15 protein-coding genes and 3 pseudogenes are annotated in these 15,928 nt (G+C 55.3%); 10 read left to right on the top strand and 8 right to left on the bottom strand.

Annotation, left to right across the window (positions count from 1 at the left end):
- Window positions 1-9: 9 nt before the first annotated feature.
- The 4 genes and pseudogenes from tnpB to H7F11_RS16625 all read right to left on the bottom strand — a co-directional run.
- Window positions 10-357: an IS66 family insertion sequence element accessory protein TnpB gene (tnpB, locus tag H7F11_RS01510; protein WP_193650165.1), complete on the bottom strand. Its 348-nt coding sequence runs from the start codon at window positions 355-357 to the stop codon at window positions 10-12.
- A complete protein-coding gene (gene tnpA / locus H7F11_RS01505) occupies window positions 348-680 on the bottom strand; it encodes an IS66 family insertion sequence element accessory protein TnpA (RefSeq protein WP_193650166.1) in 333 nt (110 codons plus the stop codon). The genes tnpB and tnpA overlap by 10 nt, the downstream gene beginning before the upstream one ends.
- A 250-nt stretch (window positions 681-930) precedes the next feature.
- Complete coding sequence (locus H7F11_RS01500; protein ID WP_193651290.1) at window positions 931-4,050, bottom strand: ankyrin repeat domain-containing protein; 3,120 nt, start codon at window positions 4,048-4,050, stop codon at window positions 931-933.
- Window positions 4,051-4,395: 345 nt separating this feature from the next.
- A pseudogene (locus H7F11_RS16625) lies at window positions 4,396-4,467 on the bottom strand (ATP-binding protein); the annotation flags it as partial.
- A gap of 254 nt (window positions 4,468-4,721) precedes the next feature.
- On the opposite strand from H7F11_RS16625, the gene H7F11_RS01495 reads away from it, so the two are divergent.
- The 9 genes from H7F11_RS01495 (at window position 4,722) to H7F11_RS01455 (ending at window position 12,879) form a co-directional block, all read left to right on the top strand.
- Entirely contained in the window at window positions 4,722-5,384 is a 663-nt protein-coding gene (locus H7F11_RS01495; protein WP_075323942.1) for a class II aldolase/adducin family protein, read from the top strand.
- Entirely contained in the window at window positions 5,381-5,761 is a 381-nt protein-coding gene (locus H7F11_RS01490) for a PadR family transcriptional regulator (RefSeq protein ID WP_031572420.1), read from the top strand. The genes H7F11_RS01495 and H7F11_RS01490 overlap by 4 nt, the downstream gene beginning before the upstream one ends.
- Window positions 5,758-6,147 carry a carboxymuconolactone decarboxylase family protein gene (locus H7F11_RS01485; RefSeq protein WP_193650451.1) on the top strand — a complete coding sequence of 130 codons (390 nt, stop codon included), beginning with the start codon at window positions 5,758-5,760 and terminating at the stop codon, window positions 6,145-6,147. Before H7F11_RS01490 ends, H7F11_RS01485 begins: the two co-directional genes overlap by 4 nt.
- Window positions 6,140-6,523: a hypothetical protein gene (locus tag H7F11_RS01480; RefSeq protein WP_193650450.1), complete on the top strand. Its 384-nt coding sequence runs from the start codon at window positions 6,140-6,142 to the stop codon at window positions 6,521-6,523. The genes H7F11_RS01485 and H7F11_RS01480 overlap by 8 nt, the downstream gene beginning before the upstream one ends.
- A gap of 170 nt (window positions 6,524-6,693) precedes the next feature.
- Complete coding sequence (locus tag H7F11_RS01475) at window positions 6,694-6,978, top strand: hypothetical protein (RefSeq protein WP_193650449.1); 285 nt, start codon at window positions 6,694-6,696, stop codon at window positions 6,976-6,978.
- Between the two features lie 66 nt (window positions 6,979-7,044).
- The gene (locus H7F11_RS01470) at window positions 7,045-7,395 is read left to right on the top strand and encodes a YnfA family protein (protein WP_193650577.1); all 351 of its coding nucleotides are present in this window, start codon (window positions 7,045-7,047) and stop codon (window positions 7,393-7,395) included.
- 164 nt (window positions 7,396-7,559) lie between these two features.
- Window positions 7,560-8,819: a TolC family protein gene (locus H7F11_RS01465; RefSeq protein ID WP_227485169.1), complete on the top strand. Its 1,260-nt coding sequence runs from the start codon at window positions 7,560-7,562 to the stop codon at window positions 8,817-8,819.
- On the top strand, window positions 8,816-9,817 hold the full coding sequence (locus H7F11_RS01460; protein WP_193650447.1) for an efflux RND transporter periplasmic adaptor subunit: 1,002 nt from the start codon (window positions 8,816-8,818) through the stop codon (window positions 9,815-9,817). The genes H7F11_RS01465 and H7F11_RS01460 overlap by 4 nt, the downstream gene beginning before the upstream one ends.
- Window positions 9,814-12,879 carry an efflux RND transporter permease subunit gene (locus H7F11_RS01455; protein ID WP_193650446.1) on the top strand — a complete coding sequence of 1,022 codons (3,066 nt, stop codon included), beginning with the start codon at window positions 9,814-9,816 and terminating at the stop codon, window positions 12,877-12,879. The genes H7F11_RS01460 and H7F11_RS01455 overlap by 4 nt, the downstream gene beginning before the upstream one ends.
- 20 nt (window positions 12,880-12,899) lie before the next feature.
- Here H7F11_RS01455 and H7F11_RS01450 read toward each other — a convergent pair whose 3' ends face one another.
- Window positions 12,900-13,307, bottom strand: coding sequence for a hypothetical protein (locus H7F11_RS01450; protein ID WP_193657986.1), 408 nt, complete (start codon window positions 13,305-13,307; stop codon window positions 12,900-12,902).
- 591 nt (window positions 13,308-13,898) lie between these two features.
- On the bottom strand, window positions 13,899-14,108 hold the full coding sequence (locus tag H7F11_RS01445; protein ID WP_193650444.1) for a hypothetical protein: 210 nt from the start codon (window positions 14,106-14,108) through the stop codon (window positions 13,899-13,901).
- Window positions 14,109-14,709: 601 nt separating this feature from the next.
- On the opposite strand from H7F11_RS01445, the gene H7F11_RS01440 reads away from it, so the two are divergent.
- Complete coding sequence (locus H7F11_RS01440) at window positions 14,710-14,985, top strand: glycine zipper domain-containing protein (protein ID WP_227485168.1); 276 nt, start codon at window positions 14,710-14,712, stop codon at window positions 14,983-14,985.
- Between the two features lie 179 nt (window positions 14,986-15,164).
- Here the strand turns inward: H7F11_RS01440 and H7F11_RS01435 are convergent.
- Together H7F11_RS01435 and H7F11_RS16620 are read right to left on the bottom strand one after the other, a co-directional pair.
- Window positions 15,165-15,656: pseudogene (locus tag H7F11_RS01435) on the bottom strand (transposase); the annotation flags it as partial.
- Window positions 15,657-15,740: 84 nt separating this feature from the next.
- Window positions 15,741-15,928: pseudogene (locus tag H7F11_RS16620) on the bottom strand (hypothetical protein); the annotation flags it as partial.

The following is a 15,928-nucleotide window of genomic DNA, read 5'->3' as shown; positions in this document are numbered from 1 at the left end:
TCCAGTCACTTACAGTAGTTTTGGTGTGCATTTTTCCAGGCTCGGCAACGGCGTCCACGGGCTCCCCTCTACCAGCATCGCCCACTGCGCAGTAGAGAGTTCCAGGGCGCCGGCATCAGCGCGGGGCCAATGGAGTCGCCCCTGATCCAGACGGCGATACACCAGCCAGAAGCCCAGTCCATCCCACAGTAACAATTTCAGACGATCCCCCCGGCGGTTGCGAAAGACAAAAGCATGACCGCAAAAAGGATCGGCAGCCAATACCCCCTGCACCTTGGCCGCCAGGCCATCAAAGCCCAGGCGCATATCCACGGGCGCTGCGGCGAGCCAGATCCGGCTGCCCGAACTTAGCCACATGGTCTTTCCAGAATCTGCACCAGGGTCTGGAGCCAGTGGGTATCTACCGATGCTGCAAGCTTCAGGCTGCGACCGGATAACAGGTAGATTTCTACCGGTGAAGCAGGCGTCCTGACCGGTGCAGCCAGAGTTACCGGCAAAAACCCTTCAGGCACGGCGGCCAGCAACGGCGTACTCTCAGAATCAGCAAAGCGTTTGCGCCAGTAATGCAGCGTGGCAACGGCGATCCCCGTCTGCGCACAATAATGCTTAACCGTAAGGCCGCTCGCCTGAAAGGCATCCACTTGTTGCCGCCAATAAGCGACTTTCTCTGCTTTCTTCATCCCCATCCCTCCGTGCTGAATGCAGATCACGATTGCTCAGTCCAGAAAATTTGGAAAGGTGGGTTGCTTAGACGCTTACCCTTCATCAACAGGGAAAACCTCATCCTATCAGATGGATAAGGTCATTTCAGCAGGGGAAACTGCTGTTTTTAGGATTAACAGTTCGGCTATTATGCAGTGGCTATGCCATCTGCCCGCAGATGGCAAGCGAATGACGCTGATAACATCAAAACTTGGGATCGCAAAGCTTTTAGCCGTAATCGCCATTTTCGTCACCATCTTCAAAGAGAGGCAACTGTTCTGAATCTGGGGAGGCTGGTTTCTTTGTCTTCCTTTTTGCTTGAGTGCCAGCGTGTTGGGTGTTGCTTGAAGTCTTCTGCGGATGCGCATCGTCCTGCACCTGATTGACCATCTTGATGAGGCGTTGCATGACCTTTTCCTCGGATGTCTTGGTCATGTTCCGACCCCGGGTTTCTGGTATCGTTTTTTGCGGGGCACCGCCAGGGTTGGCCCGTGAGGTCCTGGTAGGTTTCCGATTTTTTATCGGACGCATGGAGGCGGGCGAGTCATCCAGCGGAGCTTGAGCGATGGTAAGCACTCTGTTGAGCACCGCCTTGCCGATCGGGAAGTGCTGTTCCAGAAAAGGCAGGTTATGGGCATGGGTCCAATGCTGCCATTGCCCATCCTGCTCAGGATCGCGGAGAAACAGGTCAGGCTGCAAAAGATACACTCCAGAGGCCACGCGCAAGAAAAGGTGGCGGTTATAAGCGTAGTCCCGCTGCACTTCATTGCGGGCCAGAATGGCCGAAATGTAGTTTCTTTTTTTACGAAAAGTTGGCAGTACTGCTTCAGGCAGGAATTCCCAGGCATGTTCAATGACCTCCCGGTTAAATCCCAGCATCAGAAGGTCCTCCACCGGGGTAATGGGAATCAGCGCCCAGATGCTCTGTACCAGAAAATACTCGGCTTGATGCCGCTCCAAACGCACCAGGCGATCCCCGATGCGCAAATCCAGACTCAGGGGTGCAAGAACGGTCCAGAGGGCCGGTAAGGCATTATGGGCAAATTCTGGATGGGTAAAGGCCTCACGCAGGGCGAGATGGGCGGCATTGCGACCCAGATGATCCGTAGCATCACGCCGCGCCCCCTTCTCCAAAAGGGCCTCCACCAGGGGGACATTTCCGGCCCGGGCGGCGGCCATCAGCGGGGTCTGATTCATGGGCGTGCGATGTTCCAGTCCATAACGATCACAATCTGCCCATACCTCATGAAACTGGCGACGGCTGTAAGCCGCCAAGCGATTGGTGACTATTCTGGGGCGTTGGGCCAGAAAATGTCCGGCAGGTTTGAAACGTCCTTCCACGGCCAGACGTTCACTCAATTCGGGCGCATCATAGAAGGCGGCATACTCAAATAACTGTTGCCGCCATTTGTTCCCAACGACCTGATCGATGAAGATCTTCCGGGTCAGTTCCTCAACGCCCCGCGCATTAAATACCGGCCAGGGTGGCATTTGGTCTTGCAGGATACGGCTACGGATGGCTTCCGCCTGTTCGGCTTTGCCCTGAAGTTCCAGCTTGCGCGCTTCCTTTTGCCAGTCTTCCCGGGAAGAGGCTTGTACCTGCACGCCCTCTTCTCCGCTACTGCGAATATCCAGCAAATCCAATAGCGGATGCTGGTCATCTGATTCCACCAGCATCACACTCTCCACCGCTCTGGTGATGGCCACATAGAGCGCGTTCACAAAGAACTTGTAGACCTCCAGGGACTTGTCTCCCTTATCCTTGGCACGACGAAAAGTCAGTGTTTCTGCCCCCAGTCCTGCTTTACTGACCCCATCACAGAGCGTAGCGAAAGGTGCACGGTGATCCGAGAGAAAGCGATACAGGACGATGTGCGGATATTCCAGCCCCTTGGCTTCCTGCACTGAAAAAAGCAATGGCGTGGAAAATACCGCCCGTGCTGCGGCCTTGTCTTCTTCGCGGAGAACCAGCACCGCATATTGGGTGGATTGGGAAATCTGCCGATTCAAGGCTTGCAACGCTGACGGTTTTGCGTCCAGCAAACGGATCTGTCCGGCGCTATCGCCTACCGGGTCCACCAGAAAATTGCTTTCCCGATCAATAGAACCAAAACGCTGCTGTTTGATCTCCAATAGACGATTGGCCATCCCGGTCACTTTACGGCCATTGCGAAAGTTATGGGTGAGCACTTGCAGGTCCTGCCCGCTGGTCATACGTGGGTCGGCCCAGAAAAGACTTTTGATCTGCGCCCAGGAGAAAAAATTGGGGTGGACAATCTGGTTGGCGTCGCCGCCCAACACAAAGGCCCCCGGTGTGCGCAATGCTGCGAGGATGAGGGACAGTTGCACAGGCGTGAGATCCTGTACCTCGTCAATGACCACAAAATCATAGCGGGGGGACACCAGAGGCTTCCAGGCCTGGGCCACGAGATTCAGATCATACAATCCGGTACGACTCAGCCAGTCCTGATAACGGACGAACAGTTCATAGACTTGATCGCGCTGATCGGGGGTAAAAATGGACTGGCGGATGCCCAATTGCCGATAGGTGGCCACATCCATAATGCCTTCGGCCCGGGCCGCGATGACCCCGCGAATTTCCTCAAAGGCCTGGTGGGCCTCAATCCCTTTGTAGTTCTGGCGGATGCGAGCGAACCACTGGGCAAAATCAAGCCATTGCGCCTCACGGCCGCTGGGAATACGCCAGGTTTCGAGATACTCCCGATAGGACAGGAAAGCCACTTCCTGGTCCTCCCGCACGAAGTCGTGGGCGTAAAAGAGTTCCTTGGCATGTTCAGCCAGATAGGCCGAGTGGGTAATGTAGAGCACGTCCTCCGGAATGGTCTTGAGCTTTTCCAGCAGAAGGGCGGTTTTACCACTCCCTGCACCACCCACCAGAATCAGAGGTGCGGGCGCAGCAAAGAGCGCTGCCTGGGTATCATCGAAAGAAAGCGGTTTATCGAGGATATGAATGGCGGTCCGGGATTCTGGCAGATAGCGTAATTGCGCGGCGTCCTTTCGGGCCTCATTCAGATCGGCATCCTGCATTTTTTCAGAGAGGACTTCCGCACCCCGCAAAAAGCGGGATCCCGCATAGTTATGCTGACGAATGACCTCCAGCATCAGCAGGGCGGTTTCCTCCTCGTGACGCACCAGCGAGAACAGCAGGCGGTCAGCATCATTCAGGCGTGCCCGGTAGAGTTTGCCATAGGTGACGTGCTGCAGTTTTTTGACCTGCGCCGCACGAAAATCCCCCTGTGCCAGGGCTTCGGCCACCTTGGCGTAAGAGCGCTCCACACCGTGGGCGCTAAATCCGGTATAGGTGAGAATGCGTAGGGGGCGGTTCATGGTTTCCTCGCTGCGGTGAACCGATACATGGTACCGACAGTTAGGCTGGGGCGTCTAATGCGGTGGCGCGAGAAGGTCCGAGATTATGCCAGGCCATTATGACGGTAGGCAACCCTGTCGTACAGCTGTGGTATCTGTTGCTCGATACCACGGCACATTACCCAGATGAATTTTTATCGCAACAACTTCCCTTTATCGCCATCTTCAGCAACATCCTTGGGTTTTTTTGTTGTCATTCAACGAACTGCATGTCAAACAGTGGTTAAAAATGACTAGGTAAAAGCGTGTATTTTTGACCACTTTTAAAGGGGGACTGCGACGTTTTTTGAACCGGTATGAATCTTTTCAGGTCTCCAGAACATTGCAGTGGTGGGTCAGCCGATCGAGAAGCGCCGTGGTCATTTTGGCGACTCCGAATCACGGTGCGGTAAAATTATGATGCTGCAAGGTGGATAATTGATGGCGCTGAATAACAGCACCTTTTTGCAGAGAGATCCCCATGCCGCTAATCGAGTTATGGCAACCTTCATACCACCGACAAGCGCCGCATCTCCGCCAGCTGCGCCTCACGATCTAAATGGCTTGCACTGCTTCAAGGCCAAGAGTATTGTTGTTCCATGTATATGTTATTTACATATACCAACAATAAACATCTAACTGTGAGGTGATATATGTCTGACAACACACCAAATCTGGCACAGGAACTGATTCGTACCGCCAATGCGCTGCGTGAGCGCGGTCTGCTGTTCCGTGGAGCACACGCCAATCTTTCTGCGCGGCAGGACGACCGCCTGCTTATCACCCGTGGCGGGTCGGTCGCCAATCTGGGTGAAAAGGACCTCTCCTGGCTTCCGGTCGCGGCAGAAGGCCTGCAGTCTGATTTCGATGCCAATTACCGAGAAATCATTGAGATGCACACCCGGCTTTACCGGCATCGTGCGGACATCTGCGCGATCATTCACTGCCACCCGGCCCACAGCACCGCGTTCGCCGTCGCCCAGCAGCCCGTGCCCGCAGTTTACGAACCAATGCTTCGCCAAGGCATGCATACTGATGTGCCCGTCGTCGCTTGGGCACCGCGCGGTTCGAGCGCATCGGTAAATGGCATACTCGAGGCATTCGATAGGCCCGATACGGTAGCCGTACTGCTGGCCAACCATGGCGTACTGGTGACGGGCGAGACGCCTGAAGTGGCACTGAACCGCCTGACAGCATTGGAAGAGGCCGCAGAACTGGTATTGCATGCGCGCGTGCTGGGCGGAGAAAAGGCCCTACCTGATGCCGCTTATCAAGAAGTGGCGGAACGCATGCAACGTTTCCGGAAGGCGTCTTGAGACCCAAAGAATCGAATCGCCAAGGCCGACACTTGGCAAGCTTTGCGCTGCTCCTCTGTGCGGAGGCGCCGGCGCATGGCCTCGCTCTTCACCGTAGCATCAACGAACTACTGCCGGAAGGGCTCACCGTAGATGCCGGCAATCTCTACCGACTGCTGCGAGAGATGGAGGCACGGGGCACATTGCGTTCGGAGTGGAGCACTGTCGGTTCTGGAGCGGCACGCCGCGTTTACCAGATTACCCCAGCGGGTCTTGACGAATTGGCAGAGTGGCGCGAGGACATTGCGCGCCGCCGCCAAGCCTTCGATCTTTTTATCCAACGCTACGATGCACTGCCGGTCCGCAACACACGAACACTTAAGGAATCCGCTAGATGAATGAAACTCCCGTTGAGACACGTTACAAGGAGCTATTCGGATATATCCCCGATAGCGTACACCTGAGAATCGATCTGGCACGCAGAGCTGGCCGTGAGGCTGCTCTCGAGGCCATTGAGCACCTGCGGGACACGCTGATCCATCACAATCCGCTTGAACGCAAAACCCAGCAGCTTGTCCACCTGGGCATGCTTCTGGTGCTTGGCCGTGAGGCACCCGCCCTGATGCACGCACATGCCGCCATCCAGGCAGGCGCGGACGCGCCTGATCTGCACGGCGTGTGCGAAACGGCAGCCATTGTCGGCGGTATGCCGGCTTACAACCTCGGTGTCCAAGTGGTCAGCGAGGCTCTGTGGGAATCCACAGGAGACAACACCAATGGGTGATGTCACCTCGGCGCAATCCAGCACGCACTCCGGTACAATCGAACTGCGCCTGACCGCTGCTGCTCGAAGCGCGCTAGCGCAACGTGAGACACCACTACTGGTGCATCTTGAATTGCTGTTCAGTTGCATGATTCGCAAACGGGTGCTGTTCCTGGAGTCAGAACATCCTGACGCCCTCCTGCTTGATGGCGGCGAGCAGCAAGTACGGATCGGGTTCCGCGCCGTCGGCACAAAGACCTGTCTGATATCCGACCAACCGGTGCCCGATTTGCAAACCTTCCCTATCAAGCGAGTGGAACCGTTCCTGCCGCGCTGGCTGAGTCTGGATATCAAACATGGACAATGGCGCGGAGAATTTGGTTACGTAGGCAATTAAAGGTGCGCCCTTCATGCAACGAGGGTAAGCACTATAGTGGACCCCAGATTTGAGAAAGTAGTTTAAGCTTGTTGCCAGGTCAGGAGGAGACGATGGGCATAGCAAATCGGAATGTGATAAATCAGCCTGTTTAAGGTGAGTTACCGCATTACTGCAGAATCGAAAAATGAATGACCGCTTTCAGTCTGCTGCCGACCATCAGCCCATTGCGTAAGGAGTTCGGATGGCGATTTGTGTTCGTCTATCTGGCTGGGATAAGCGTATCCGCCATCGGGTTTGGACTGCTGACCAATTATGTCGTTGTTGCGCTGCATATTGACATCGTCGCACAGTTGCATGTCACTCAAGAATTGCTGCCGGAATGGATGAAACTGCTCGGCGCTGGCGCGCTGATGATACTCGCGCTGCGGCCTTTGCGCAGACATTTGCCAGGCCTGGCACCCGAACCGGCCTAAAGATGGGCCAAACATACGATCTTGAGCCCAAGCAGAGGATTGAACATGCTCGCAACTGAACCGAATATGACAAATGTGGGCGTGGCGCTCAAGCTGCTGCGAATATTATTCCTGTTTGTTGTTACGGCGCTCGCTGAGATTGTCGGCTGTTACCTACCTTGGCTCGTGATCAAACAGGGCAAACCGCTCTGGCTGCTGTTGCCCGCAGCCATCTCGCTCGGTGCCTTCGCCTGGTTGTTGACCCTGCATCCGACCGCCGCCGGGCGTACCTACGCCGCGTATGGCGGCGTGTACATCGCAGTGGCCATCGGCTGGCTTTGGGTGGTTGAGGGAATACGCCCAAGTTTCTGGGATGTTATCGGCAGTTTCCTTGCCCTGACGGGGATGGCCGTTATTATGTTCGCGCCCAGAGGCTAGCACCGTTTTTCTGCCCTGCAAGACGGGTTTTGAGATCGCGTGACCATTCGCGCTTGTTCATTACCGTAACGATATGCCTCAAATGGACCAGCCTAGCTGATTGGGAGTAACATTCGCCGATGTTTCATGTTCGCTTATATTTAACGGCTCTCATAGTTTGTATTTTGCCAAGCATTGCACTTGCAGATGGGGTTTCCCTCACGCTGCCCGCAGCGATTACCGAAGCCCTGCGCACGCAACCGCAAGTTTTTCAATCTGCACACACTGCGGCAGCAGGTCGAGATCTCTCCCAAGCGGCGCATGCCGTGCTTTTGCCGCAGGTTTCTCTTGCAGCAGGTAGCATCTGGTCCGATAGCCGGAATGGCCACTCCCTATTCATTTCAGGCAACGCTCCGCGCGAGGTGATTGGACAAATCCATGTCTCAGTCCCGCTTTATGCTCCGCAACTGCATGCACTAGCGAAGGCCGCAAAAGATCAATCCGCTATTAACCGGTCTCAAGAAACGGCAACCCTTCTGCGGGTGGCGGCTCAGGTCGTCAATGCCTATTATCAGCTCAATTTGCTGCAAACTCAGACAACCATATGGCGCAGCACGTTGAATGTCGCCCAAAAACTCTATCTGGATACGCATAAAGCGTATAAAGCCGGAGCCGTATCACAATTGGATCTGACCCAATCTGCCATACTGCGTAACAAAGCACGCGCCGGATTAGAACAGACTGCAGCGGAGACCCGTGCTGCGACAAGGTTGCTGAATCTGCAGTTAGGGCGCGCAGCAGATGGGAAGATCATGTTGTCCAATAGACCAGAGTTTGCGAGCCTATTGCCCAGTCCATCTCACCTGGATACCCAGGCAAAGCAAAGGCAACCGTTGGTACAGGTTGCGGATCGACAAATCGCTTTAGCACGCGCGCAGATTCAAGTGCAGCGTGGTGCCACATTACCGACTATCAACGCCAGTGCTGCTTATGGCGTGGACACAGCCACCGCACCACGGACTGGAGATCTCGGCTGGCAGGGAGCATTGACACTCAGTATGCCGATATTCGGATTTGGCGCACATCAAGATCGAATCGCTGCTGCTCAAGAACAGTTAGCCGCCTTACGTTCCGCGCGCCAGGCGCTGATTCTGCAGATTGACAGCCAAATTGCCCATGATTATGGCGCTGCCCAGGCGGCTGAAAAAACATTGAATAATGCCCGCACGACAGCCCATGAAGCATTCAGCGTCTACACCATGACCCGAAAAGGCTATTTCGCGGGTGCCTTTAATGCACTGAATCTCGCCCAGGCAGAGGGCAGTTGGGTACGAGCGCGCTTGCGCCTCGCCAGTGCCCAAATTGCCGTGCAAATGACGCGCGCTCAATTGGAACTTGATATGGGGCGCTACCCTACAGAAAAAAAGGAAACTTCCCACACATGACGCTATCCTCCCGAAGCATTCGACCACACCATGCTGCGCGATACCTGGTGATGCTGCTTTCCTTTTTATCGATATCTTCGGCCTGGGCTGTGCCGGTTACCGTGGCGATTGTGAAGGCCTCAACATGGACGCAAAAGATATCCGCCATGGGACAGGTCAAAAGTGTCGGACAGGTCACCCTGACAGCCCCTATGACCGGTCGAGTCATAGGACCATTTCAGCCTACTGGGATGCTTCAGCCCGGTACGGTGATTGCACGCATTGATCCCCCAGGTCTACAGGCACGCATTCAGGCTGCAAAGGCCCAGACGGACAACGCCCGGATTGCTCTGCAGCGCAACCAACGCCTGCTGCGGGATGGCGTTGTTGCCGTTGCTACGGTGGATTCCAGTCGGGTTGCCTTGCAACAAGCCATCGCCACCTCACGCGCGCTTCAAGCTGAACAATCGGATCAGTCACTCGTGGCCCCTTTTGCAGGGAGCATTGATTATCTCGTGGCCCCCGGGGCTGTGGTCACAGCGGGAGCCCCCATCGCTAGACTGAGCGGTCGTGGGCAGCCCTGGGTAGAATCACTCGTCCCACCGCAGACTGCCTTTCACCTGACGGTTGGGTCACCCGTTCATCTGCAGGCAGGCCCCTGGCAGGGAATTGGGCGAATTCGCAGCATTGGAAGCAGCGCGCGCCAGTCTGGCCTCGTCTCTGTTGTGATCAATTTGCCTGCGAATGCACGGTTGCTACCCGGAGAATGGATTTCCGTACATCTCCAAGTCCCAAAAAAGCGGGCCGTGGCTGTACCGGTCGCTGCTGTGGTGATGCACGGTGTTCATGCCGTGGTCTATGTAGATCATCACGGTTATGCCCAGCCTGTATCCATTAGGGTATTGGATACAGAACATGGTGTTGCGCGAATAGTCGGCGATCTCAAGGTCGGTGAACGGGTCGTCATGTCTGGTAATACCCGCCTGAATAGCCACGCTCCGCTGGAGATTCAGAAATGATCCGGGGCTATCTACGGTTTTTGTGGGAAACGCGTTATACAGTGTTTCTCCTGATTGGTTTGCTCTTGGCCGCCGGTTGGATCGCCTTCCAGGAAATGCCAGAGAGCATCTTTCCAGCAGTGGACTTCCCCAAGGTGTCGGTGCTGGTACATACCAACGATCTTCCGGTCAAATTCATGCTGCTGCAAGTGACTCGGCCCTTGGAGGAAGCCGCCAAGGGCGAACCAGGGGTTACGTTGGTGCGCTCTCAAACAGGAAATGGCCTGACCAAGCTGCATGTCTACTTTGGCCCCCACACCAATCCGGATCTTGCCTATCTGATGCTACAGGCCCGACTGTCACATATTGTTCTCCCAGTCGGAGCAAAAATGAGCGTGCGGCTGATGACGCCCAATATCTACCCCCTGTCTGAGTATGCACTGGTCTCCAATCACCTGGATAGCTCCGCCATGATGGCGACTTTCGCCTTTTCCATTCGTCCAGCAATTCTGTCGGTGCAGGGGGTTTACCATGTGGACGACACAGGGCGCGGCTGGCCCGAAGTCCATATCCGTCTGAATCCACAAAAATTGGCGCAATATCATCTCAGCGCTGCTCAAGTGGTCAGCGCCCTGCGCGCTCAACAGGGGCCCTTTTTCTCCGGGGTACTCAATGCGTTTCATGAGCAATTTATTCTTGCGACTACGCCGCGCCCCAGTGACGCCGCCCATCTTGCCAACGTGACCCTTCCATTAGGCCGCGCCAATGCCGCAGGGGTGCACGCACCCATCGCCTTGGGGGCACTCGGCAGCATTCAGACCGGACCACCGCCACTGATTCGACAGGCCGCCGTCGCTGGGTACCGCCACGCGCTACTCATGGACATCTCGGCGCAACAGGGCGCGAATCAGGTGAATGTCTCGAATGCCGTGCAAAAACGAATGCAGTTGCTGGAGGCGCAGTTGCCAGCACATATGCATATCGTTCCTATTTATAAAATGAGCCATCTCATCCAGTCCAGTTTGAGCGATGTCTGGATCGCACTTGGTCTGGGGACGGGCATTGCTTTCTTGATCGTATTCCTTTTCCTGGGGCGCTGGGACGGAGCTGTTGCCACCCTGGCCGTAGTACCTCTGGCCGTGGCGGCCACTATGCTGGCCCTGCACGCCTTGGGTTTTGGTATCAATATCATGACGCTTGGTGGGATCACCGCAGCGATTGGGGCGCTGGTTGATCATGCCATCGTAATCGTCGAGCGCGGTATTCATGGGCTCGAAGGGGATGCCGAGACGCGTCGCGAACAGGCTCTGCGTCGCATACGCGATATTCTGCCATTGATGACCATGGCAACCCTGACCTCCTGTATTATCTTCCTACCGTTGATTTTCCTTTCTGGCACGATTGGTTTGCTGTTCCGGTCGATGGCGATGGCGATTGTCATAGCCCTCGTGACCTCACAAATCATTGCCGTTGTCGTTACGCCCATTTTTGCCATGTGGATTGCCACGCGTGCAAAACATTTTCATCGCCTGCCTGGAGAACGCTGGCTGCGCCGTCATTACGGACGGTTGCTCGTGGCTGGCATGCGCCGTCCCTGGTTGGCGGTACCGGTAGTTCTGGTGATGGCGCTCGTAGCCGGGATCGGCGCCACCCAGTTGCCTACGGCTTTCTTGCCCCACTGGGATGAAGGAATCTTTGTGGTGCCTTATCGTACGCCGGTGGGCAGTGGCATTGGGGAAACCATGCGCGTTGGTCGAGACTTTATGCGCATCGCCCTGGAAAATCCGAATGTGGAGCGGGTTGATCTGGTCGCGGGCCGTGGCCTGGGTAATGCGTATGCGACGCCGAATAAGGGGGCATTGACCATATTACTGAAAGCTCATCGTACACAGAGCACCGAAGTGGTGATGCGCAGTCTGCGTCACAAACTGCGAAAAGCCGCACCAGATCTGACAACCTTAGAGACTATGCAGGTAATGATCAATCGGCTAGGTAATTTGTCTGGTTCGCACGCGCCACTGGTTATTAAACTCTTTGGCAGCAGTTCTGCTATCCTCCATAAAGTCGGCCTGCATCTGACCAATGCGCTGGAGGCCAGTCATGACTTCCAGTCCATCGTCCTCAAGTCCCCATCCGCAGGACCGGAACTCGCTATCCATCCGAGTGCGCTGGCCAACATGGAGGAATTTACACCACAAACCCTTTCCAGCGAGATCAAGACCCGCTACTGGGGTCGACGAGCTGGATTTCTGTTACACGGGGAGCAGATTTTACCCATCCGGGTGGAAGTGGAGGGGTCTAAAAGTAGAAATCTAGCCAATTTTGGCGGGATGTTACTGCGCCTACCCAATGGCACACTCGCTCCGCTCTCGCAAGTTGCTCACGTGCAACCGCTGGGCATGGTACCCTATGTGACCCACCAAAATCTCGTGCCCTATGCCGCCATCAAACTCAGTCCCAAAGCGGGTGAAGGTTTGTCTCAAGCGGCAGCAAGAGCCAACCAGATCATTGCTGATGCGCACTTACCGCCGGGAGTAACCAGCCATATCGGCGGTTATTATCACGAGCAACAAAAAAGTTTTCAGCAAATGACGGTCATTCTGATCGGTGCATTGCTAATTCTGCTGATTCTTTTGGGTTTTCAGTTTGGTAGCCAGAAAGCGGCGACGGTGGCTATTTTTTCCATAGCGCTGGCGGCACCAGGCGCATTGATCTTGTTGATGATTACCCATACAGCACTGGACAGCACCGCATTTCTGGGTATTTTGCTGGTCTTTGCCATCGCCGTAAACAATGTCATTTTGGTCTTTGCCCGTGCCCGGCAGCTGGACGGGAATCATCCCCGTCCAGCAAGCGTGGTCTTCGCTGCACATCAGCGCCTGCGGCCCATCCTGATGACGATGCTGGCCGATGTCTTTGGCTTTCTGCCCCTCGCCATTGGTATCGGGCGCGGAACCGATCTACTGCAACCCCTGGCTATTTCGGTCATGGGCGGACTGGCACTAGGAACAGTGATGACCTTATGGTTGGCCCCGGTGTTATATGTCGCATGGACGACAAAAAGACCAAAAATTAGCAATTAGCAATTCTAACAGCAAGATTATTAAGAAAGATTCACCATGTCTCGTGGATCTGTTGTCTTGTTAATAGAGGGCATTAATAACAGTTCCAAACAACGAGCCCCATGACAAGCGGCTCGTTTTGTTTGGCCGTTAAGGTGCGCCAGGCCCTCCAGGGGGCGGTCCGCCTGGCCCACCCGGTGGAGGCGGTCCACCCATAGGTCCTTGGTGGGGTGGCTGTTGAGGTCCAGGTCCTCCAGGCCCCCCTTGTGGCGGCCCTCCTCTCGGGCCAGATTGAGGCCCTTGCGGGGGTCCTCCTGCTGGTCCTGGCTGGAACCGAGGCCCTCCATGGTCAGGACCTGGTTGTGGGCCGAAACCTGGCCCACCCATAGGTCTTTGGTGAGGTCCAGGCCCTCCAGGTCCACCCTGTGGTGGCCCCCCTCTCGGACCAAATTGAGGTCCTCCAGGGCCTGGTCTTCCGGGTGGTGGACCTGGTTGTGGCCTCCCCGGAGGCCCAAAGCCCGGTCCACCGGGAGGAGGCCCAGGCGGAGGCGGTTGTGGTGCGCCAGGCGGAGCCGGTGGCGGTGGTTGCACCCCCAGATAATTAAAATAAGTGCCAGGTAGTGGTGGCGGCGGTGCTCCTGCCGGCGGAGGCGGAGGCGGGGGCGCTCCTGCCGGCAGGGGCGGTGGTGGTGTCGGATAATACTGGTAGTATGTCTGCGGGTAGTAGTACCACATCATGTACTGCGCATAGAGTGGCTGACTGTAATAGCTGGTATACGCTGAGGGCGGCTCAAAATAGCCGTATTGCTGGGGCCAGCCCGTGTTACCGAGATTGATCCCGAGATCGCCCAGCATGACACTGAGATCAAACGGCGCAGCAGACGCCGGTGTAGAGAGGGATAAAACCCCTAATCCGGCAAGGCCTATGGCGATACTGAGTACAATGGGTTTACGCGGCATAGCAAATCCTCTTTTGTTGGTTTACTGGATGAAGCCGAACTTGTTCCCAGAATTTTGCTTATGGAAGGGACGGCGGTGGATTACCTGCCGTAACCATTGTTGTACTGACCAGGCCCCTGGCCGGGAGGAGGCGGTGGCGGTGGATGGCCGTAGCCGTTGTTGTACTGACCGGGTGGAGGTGGCTGGTTATACCCTGAATGTCCATATCGGCCGTAAGGGCCATAAGCACAGCCTGAGAGCGCCAAAATACCCAAGGTAACTGCAGCGATTTTTCTAGTTGAAATAGGCATAGCTTATTCTCCCGTGTTTTTACCATCCATGAATATGGGGCGTCATGAGGAAGTTATCAACAAATATTCCAGACCAGACACCGACTAAAGGCGGGGTTTTCTATATCAGGGAAACGCTACAGCAGCCCGATATGCGCTTTGTGGCGGTCAAGAGTGAGGAATAACAATTCTTCCTGTCGTTAAGGGGATTATCTCTTCCGGCAAGAAACAAGCGAACGTCTTTGTTATCTGCCAACATGGCACCGGTTGGACGAACGGCCGTATCGGCGCGAGGATTTTCCTCATCAGGGCTTGCATGCAGAATGACTAATGCTTGGCTCATGGGAGTTACGCCTGTTCAGATACTTCGGGGATGCGGTTCTTGAACCGCAAACGCAATCCATAAGCCTGACAGATACGATCAATTTTGCGGATGGAAAACTATGGAAGACTGTACAGTTGACGCCTTATGGCCTACCAGTCCGCATCATCTTTGGTTTTTACAGCCTGGATCTACGAGAATCATAGCCAGATGAAAGCCTTAGATGTTGGCTATAATCTCGAATGAGCAAATTTCTACGGACTATTGTCTGATAGAGAAATCCTTGAACAGGAGGTTACGATGTCTGGAACGGATATAAAAACTGCAAATCCTGCCGCTTCGTGGGTCCGGACAATCTTACTTTTGACAGTGGTGGTGGCTTTAGCCGGTTGTGCCAACATGAGCCCAACGGGCCAGCGTGCTCTGAGTGGCGGTGCTATTGGCGCTGCTGGTGGCGCGGTTTTGGGAACGGTCGCTGCGGGCAATCCTGCCGTCGGTGCTGCAGTGGGTGGTGCGGTGGGAGCGGGTGTAGGTGCTGCTCTCCCCCAAATAGAAAACAGCCTGAACGGTAATTAACCCGTTACTGCACTGAGTCTTAGAGTCTTAGAGTCTTAGTGCACCACGCTTATTTCCAGGGAGGTTGCATGAGGTATGGTGGACCCATGAGTCAAGACAAAAAGAGCGAGAGTTTAAGCTAGTCTGGTTTCTACCCCTACAGCAGAATGGCGCTGCCCCAAATCGTCCCTGAGTAATGGTCATGCTGCGACTTTTGGATAGCGGTCCACAATGCAGGCGCCGCCCCCTTGTCCTGTCAGGTATACCTGATCTGGTGTCAGATAGCCGAGAGACTGATGCGGGCGGCGACTATTGTAAAACTCAAAGTAGGCAGTCAGCCCAACCATCAGTTCCGGTACATGGCCATAGCCCCGCAGGTAAATATCCTCGTACTTCACACTGTGCCAAAGCCGCTCCACGAAGATGTTATCCAGGGCGCGGCCACGACCGTCCATGCTGAACTGTACACCATGCGCCTGAAGTAAGCCTGTAAACGCCTCAGCGGTGAATTGGCTGCCTTGGTCCGTATTGAAGATCTCCGGCGCACCATAGCGTTGTGGCGCCTCTTCCAGACAGGCCACACAGAACTCTGCCTCCATGGTATTACTGATCCTCCAGCTCAACACCTTACGACTGTACCAGTCCATAATAGCCACCAGATAGACAAATCCATGGCGGAGCCGGAGTAGAGTAAGAGACGGGGCGTAGTCGAAACTATTTCCCCGCCTCTCCTCCCCGAACCGGACTTGCACCTCTCAGCGCATCCGGCTCTCCGTTCAAGTGTTGCTCATAGCAAAGGCGACATCCTTATATCTCGACTCGATGGTACGGCATATTTCGTCGCGCATGATGTACGGATTTTCCGAGGGATTACGCCATGTAAAGCGACCTTTTCGACTAGTGACAAGGCGCCGAAGCGCCACCACCCCATACCATCCCCGACTATTCTGGCCCTGCATCACCC

This window comes from Acidithiobacillus sp. HP-2 (genome assembly GCF_015100155.1).
Taxonomy (GTDB): domain Bacteria; phylum Pseudomonadota; class Gammaproteobacteria; order Acidithiobacillales; family Acidithiobacillaceae; genus Acidithiobacillus.
The sequence above is the reverse complement of the archived record's forward strand: the minus strand, read 5'-3'. Positions and strand labels throughout refer to the sequence as shown.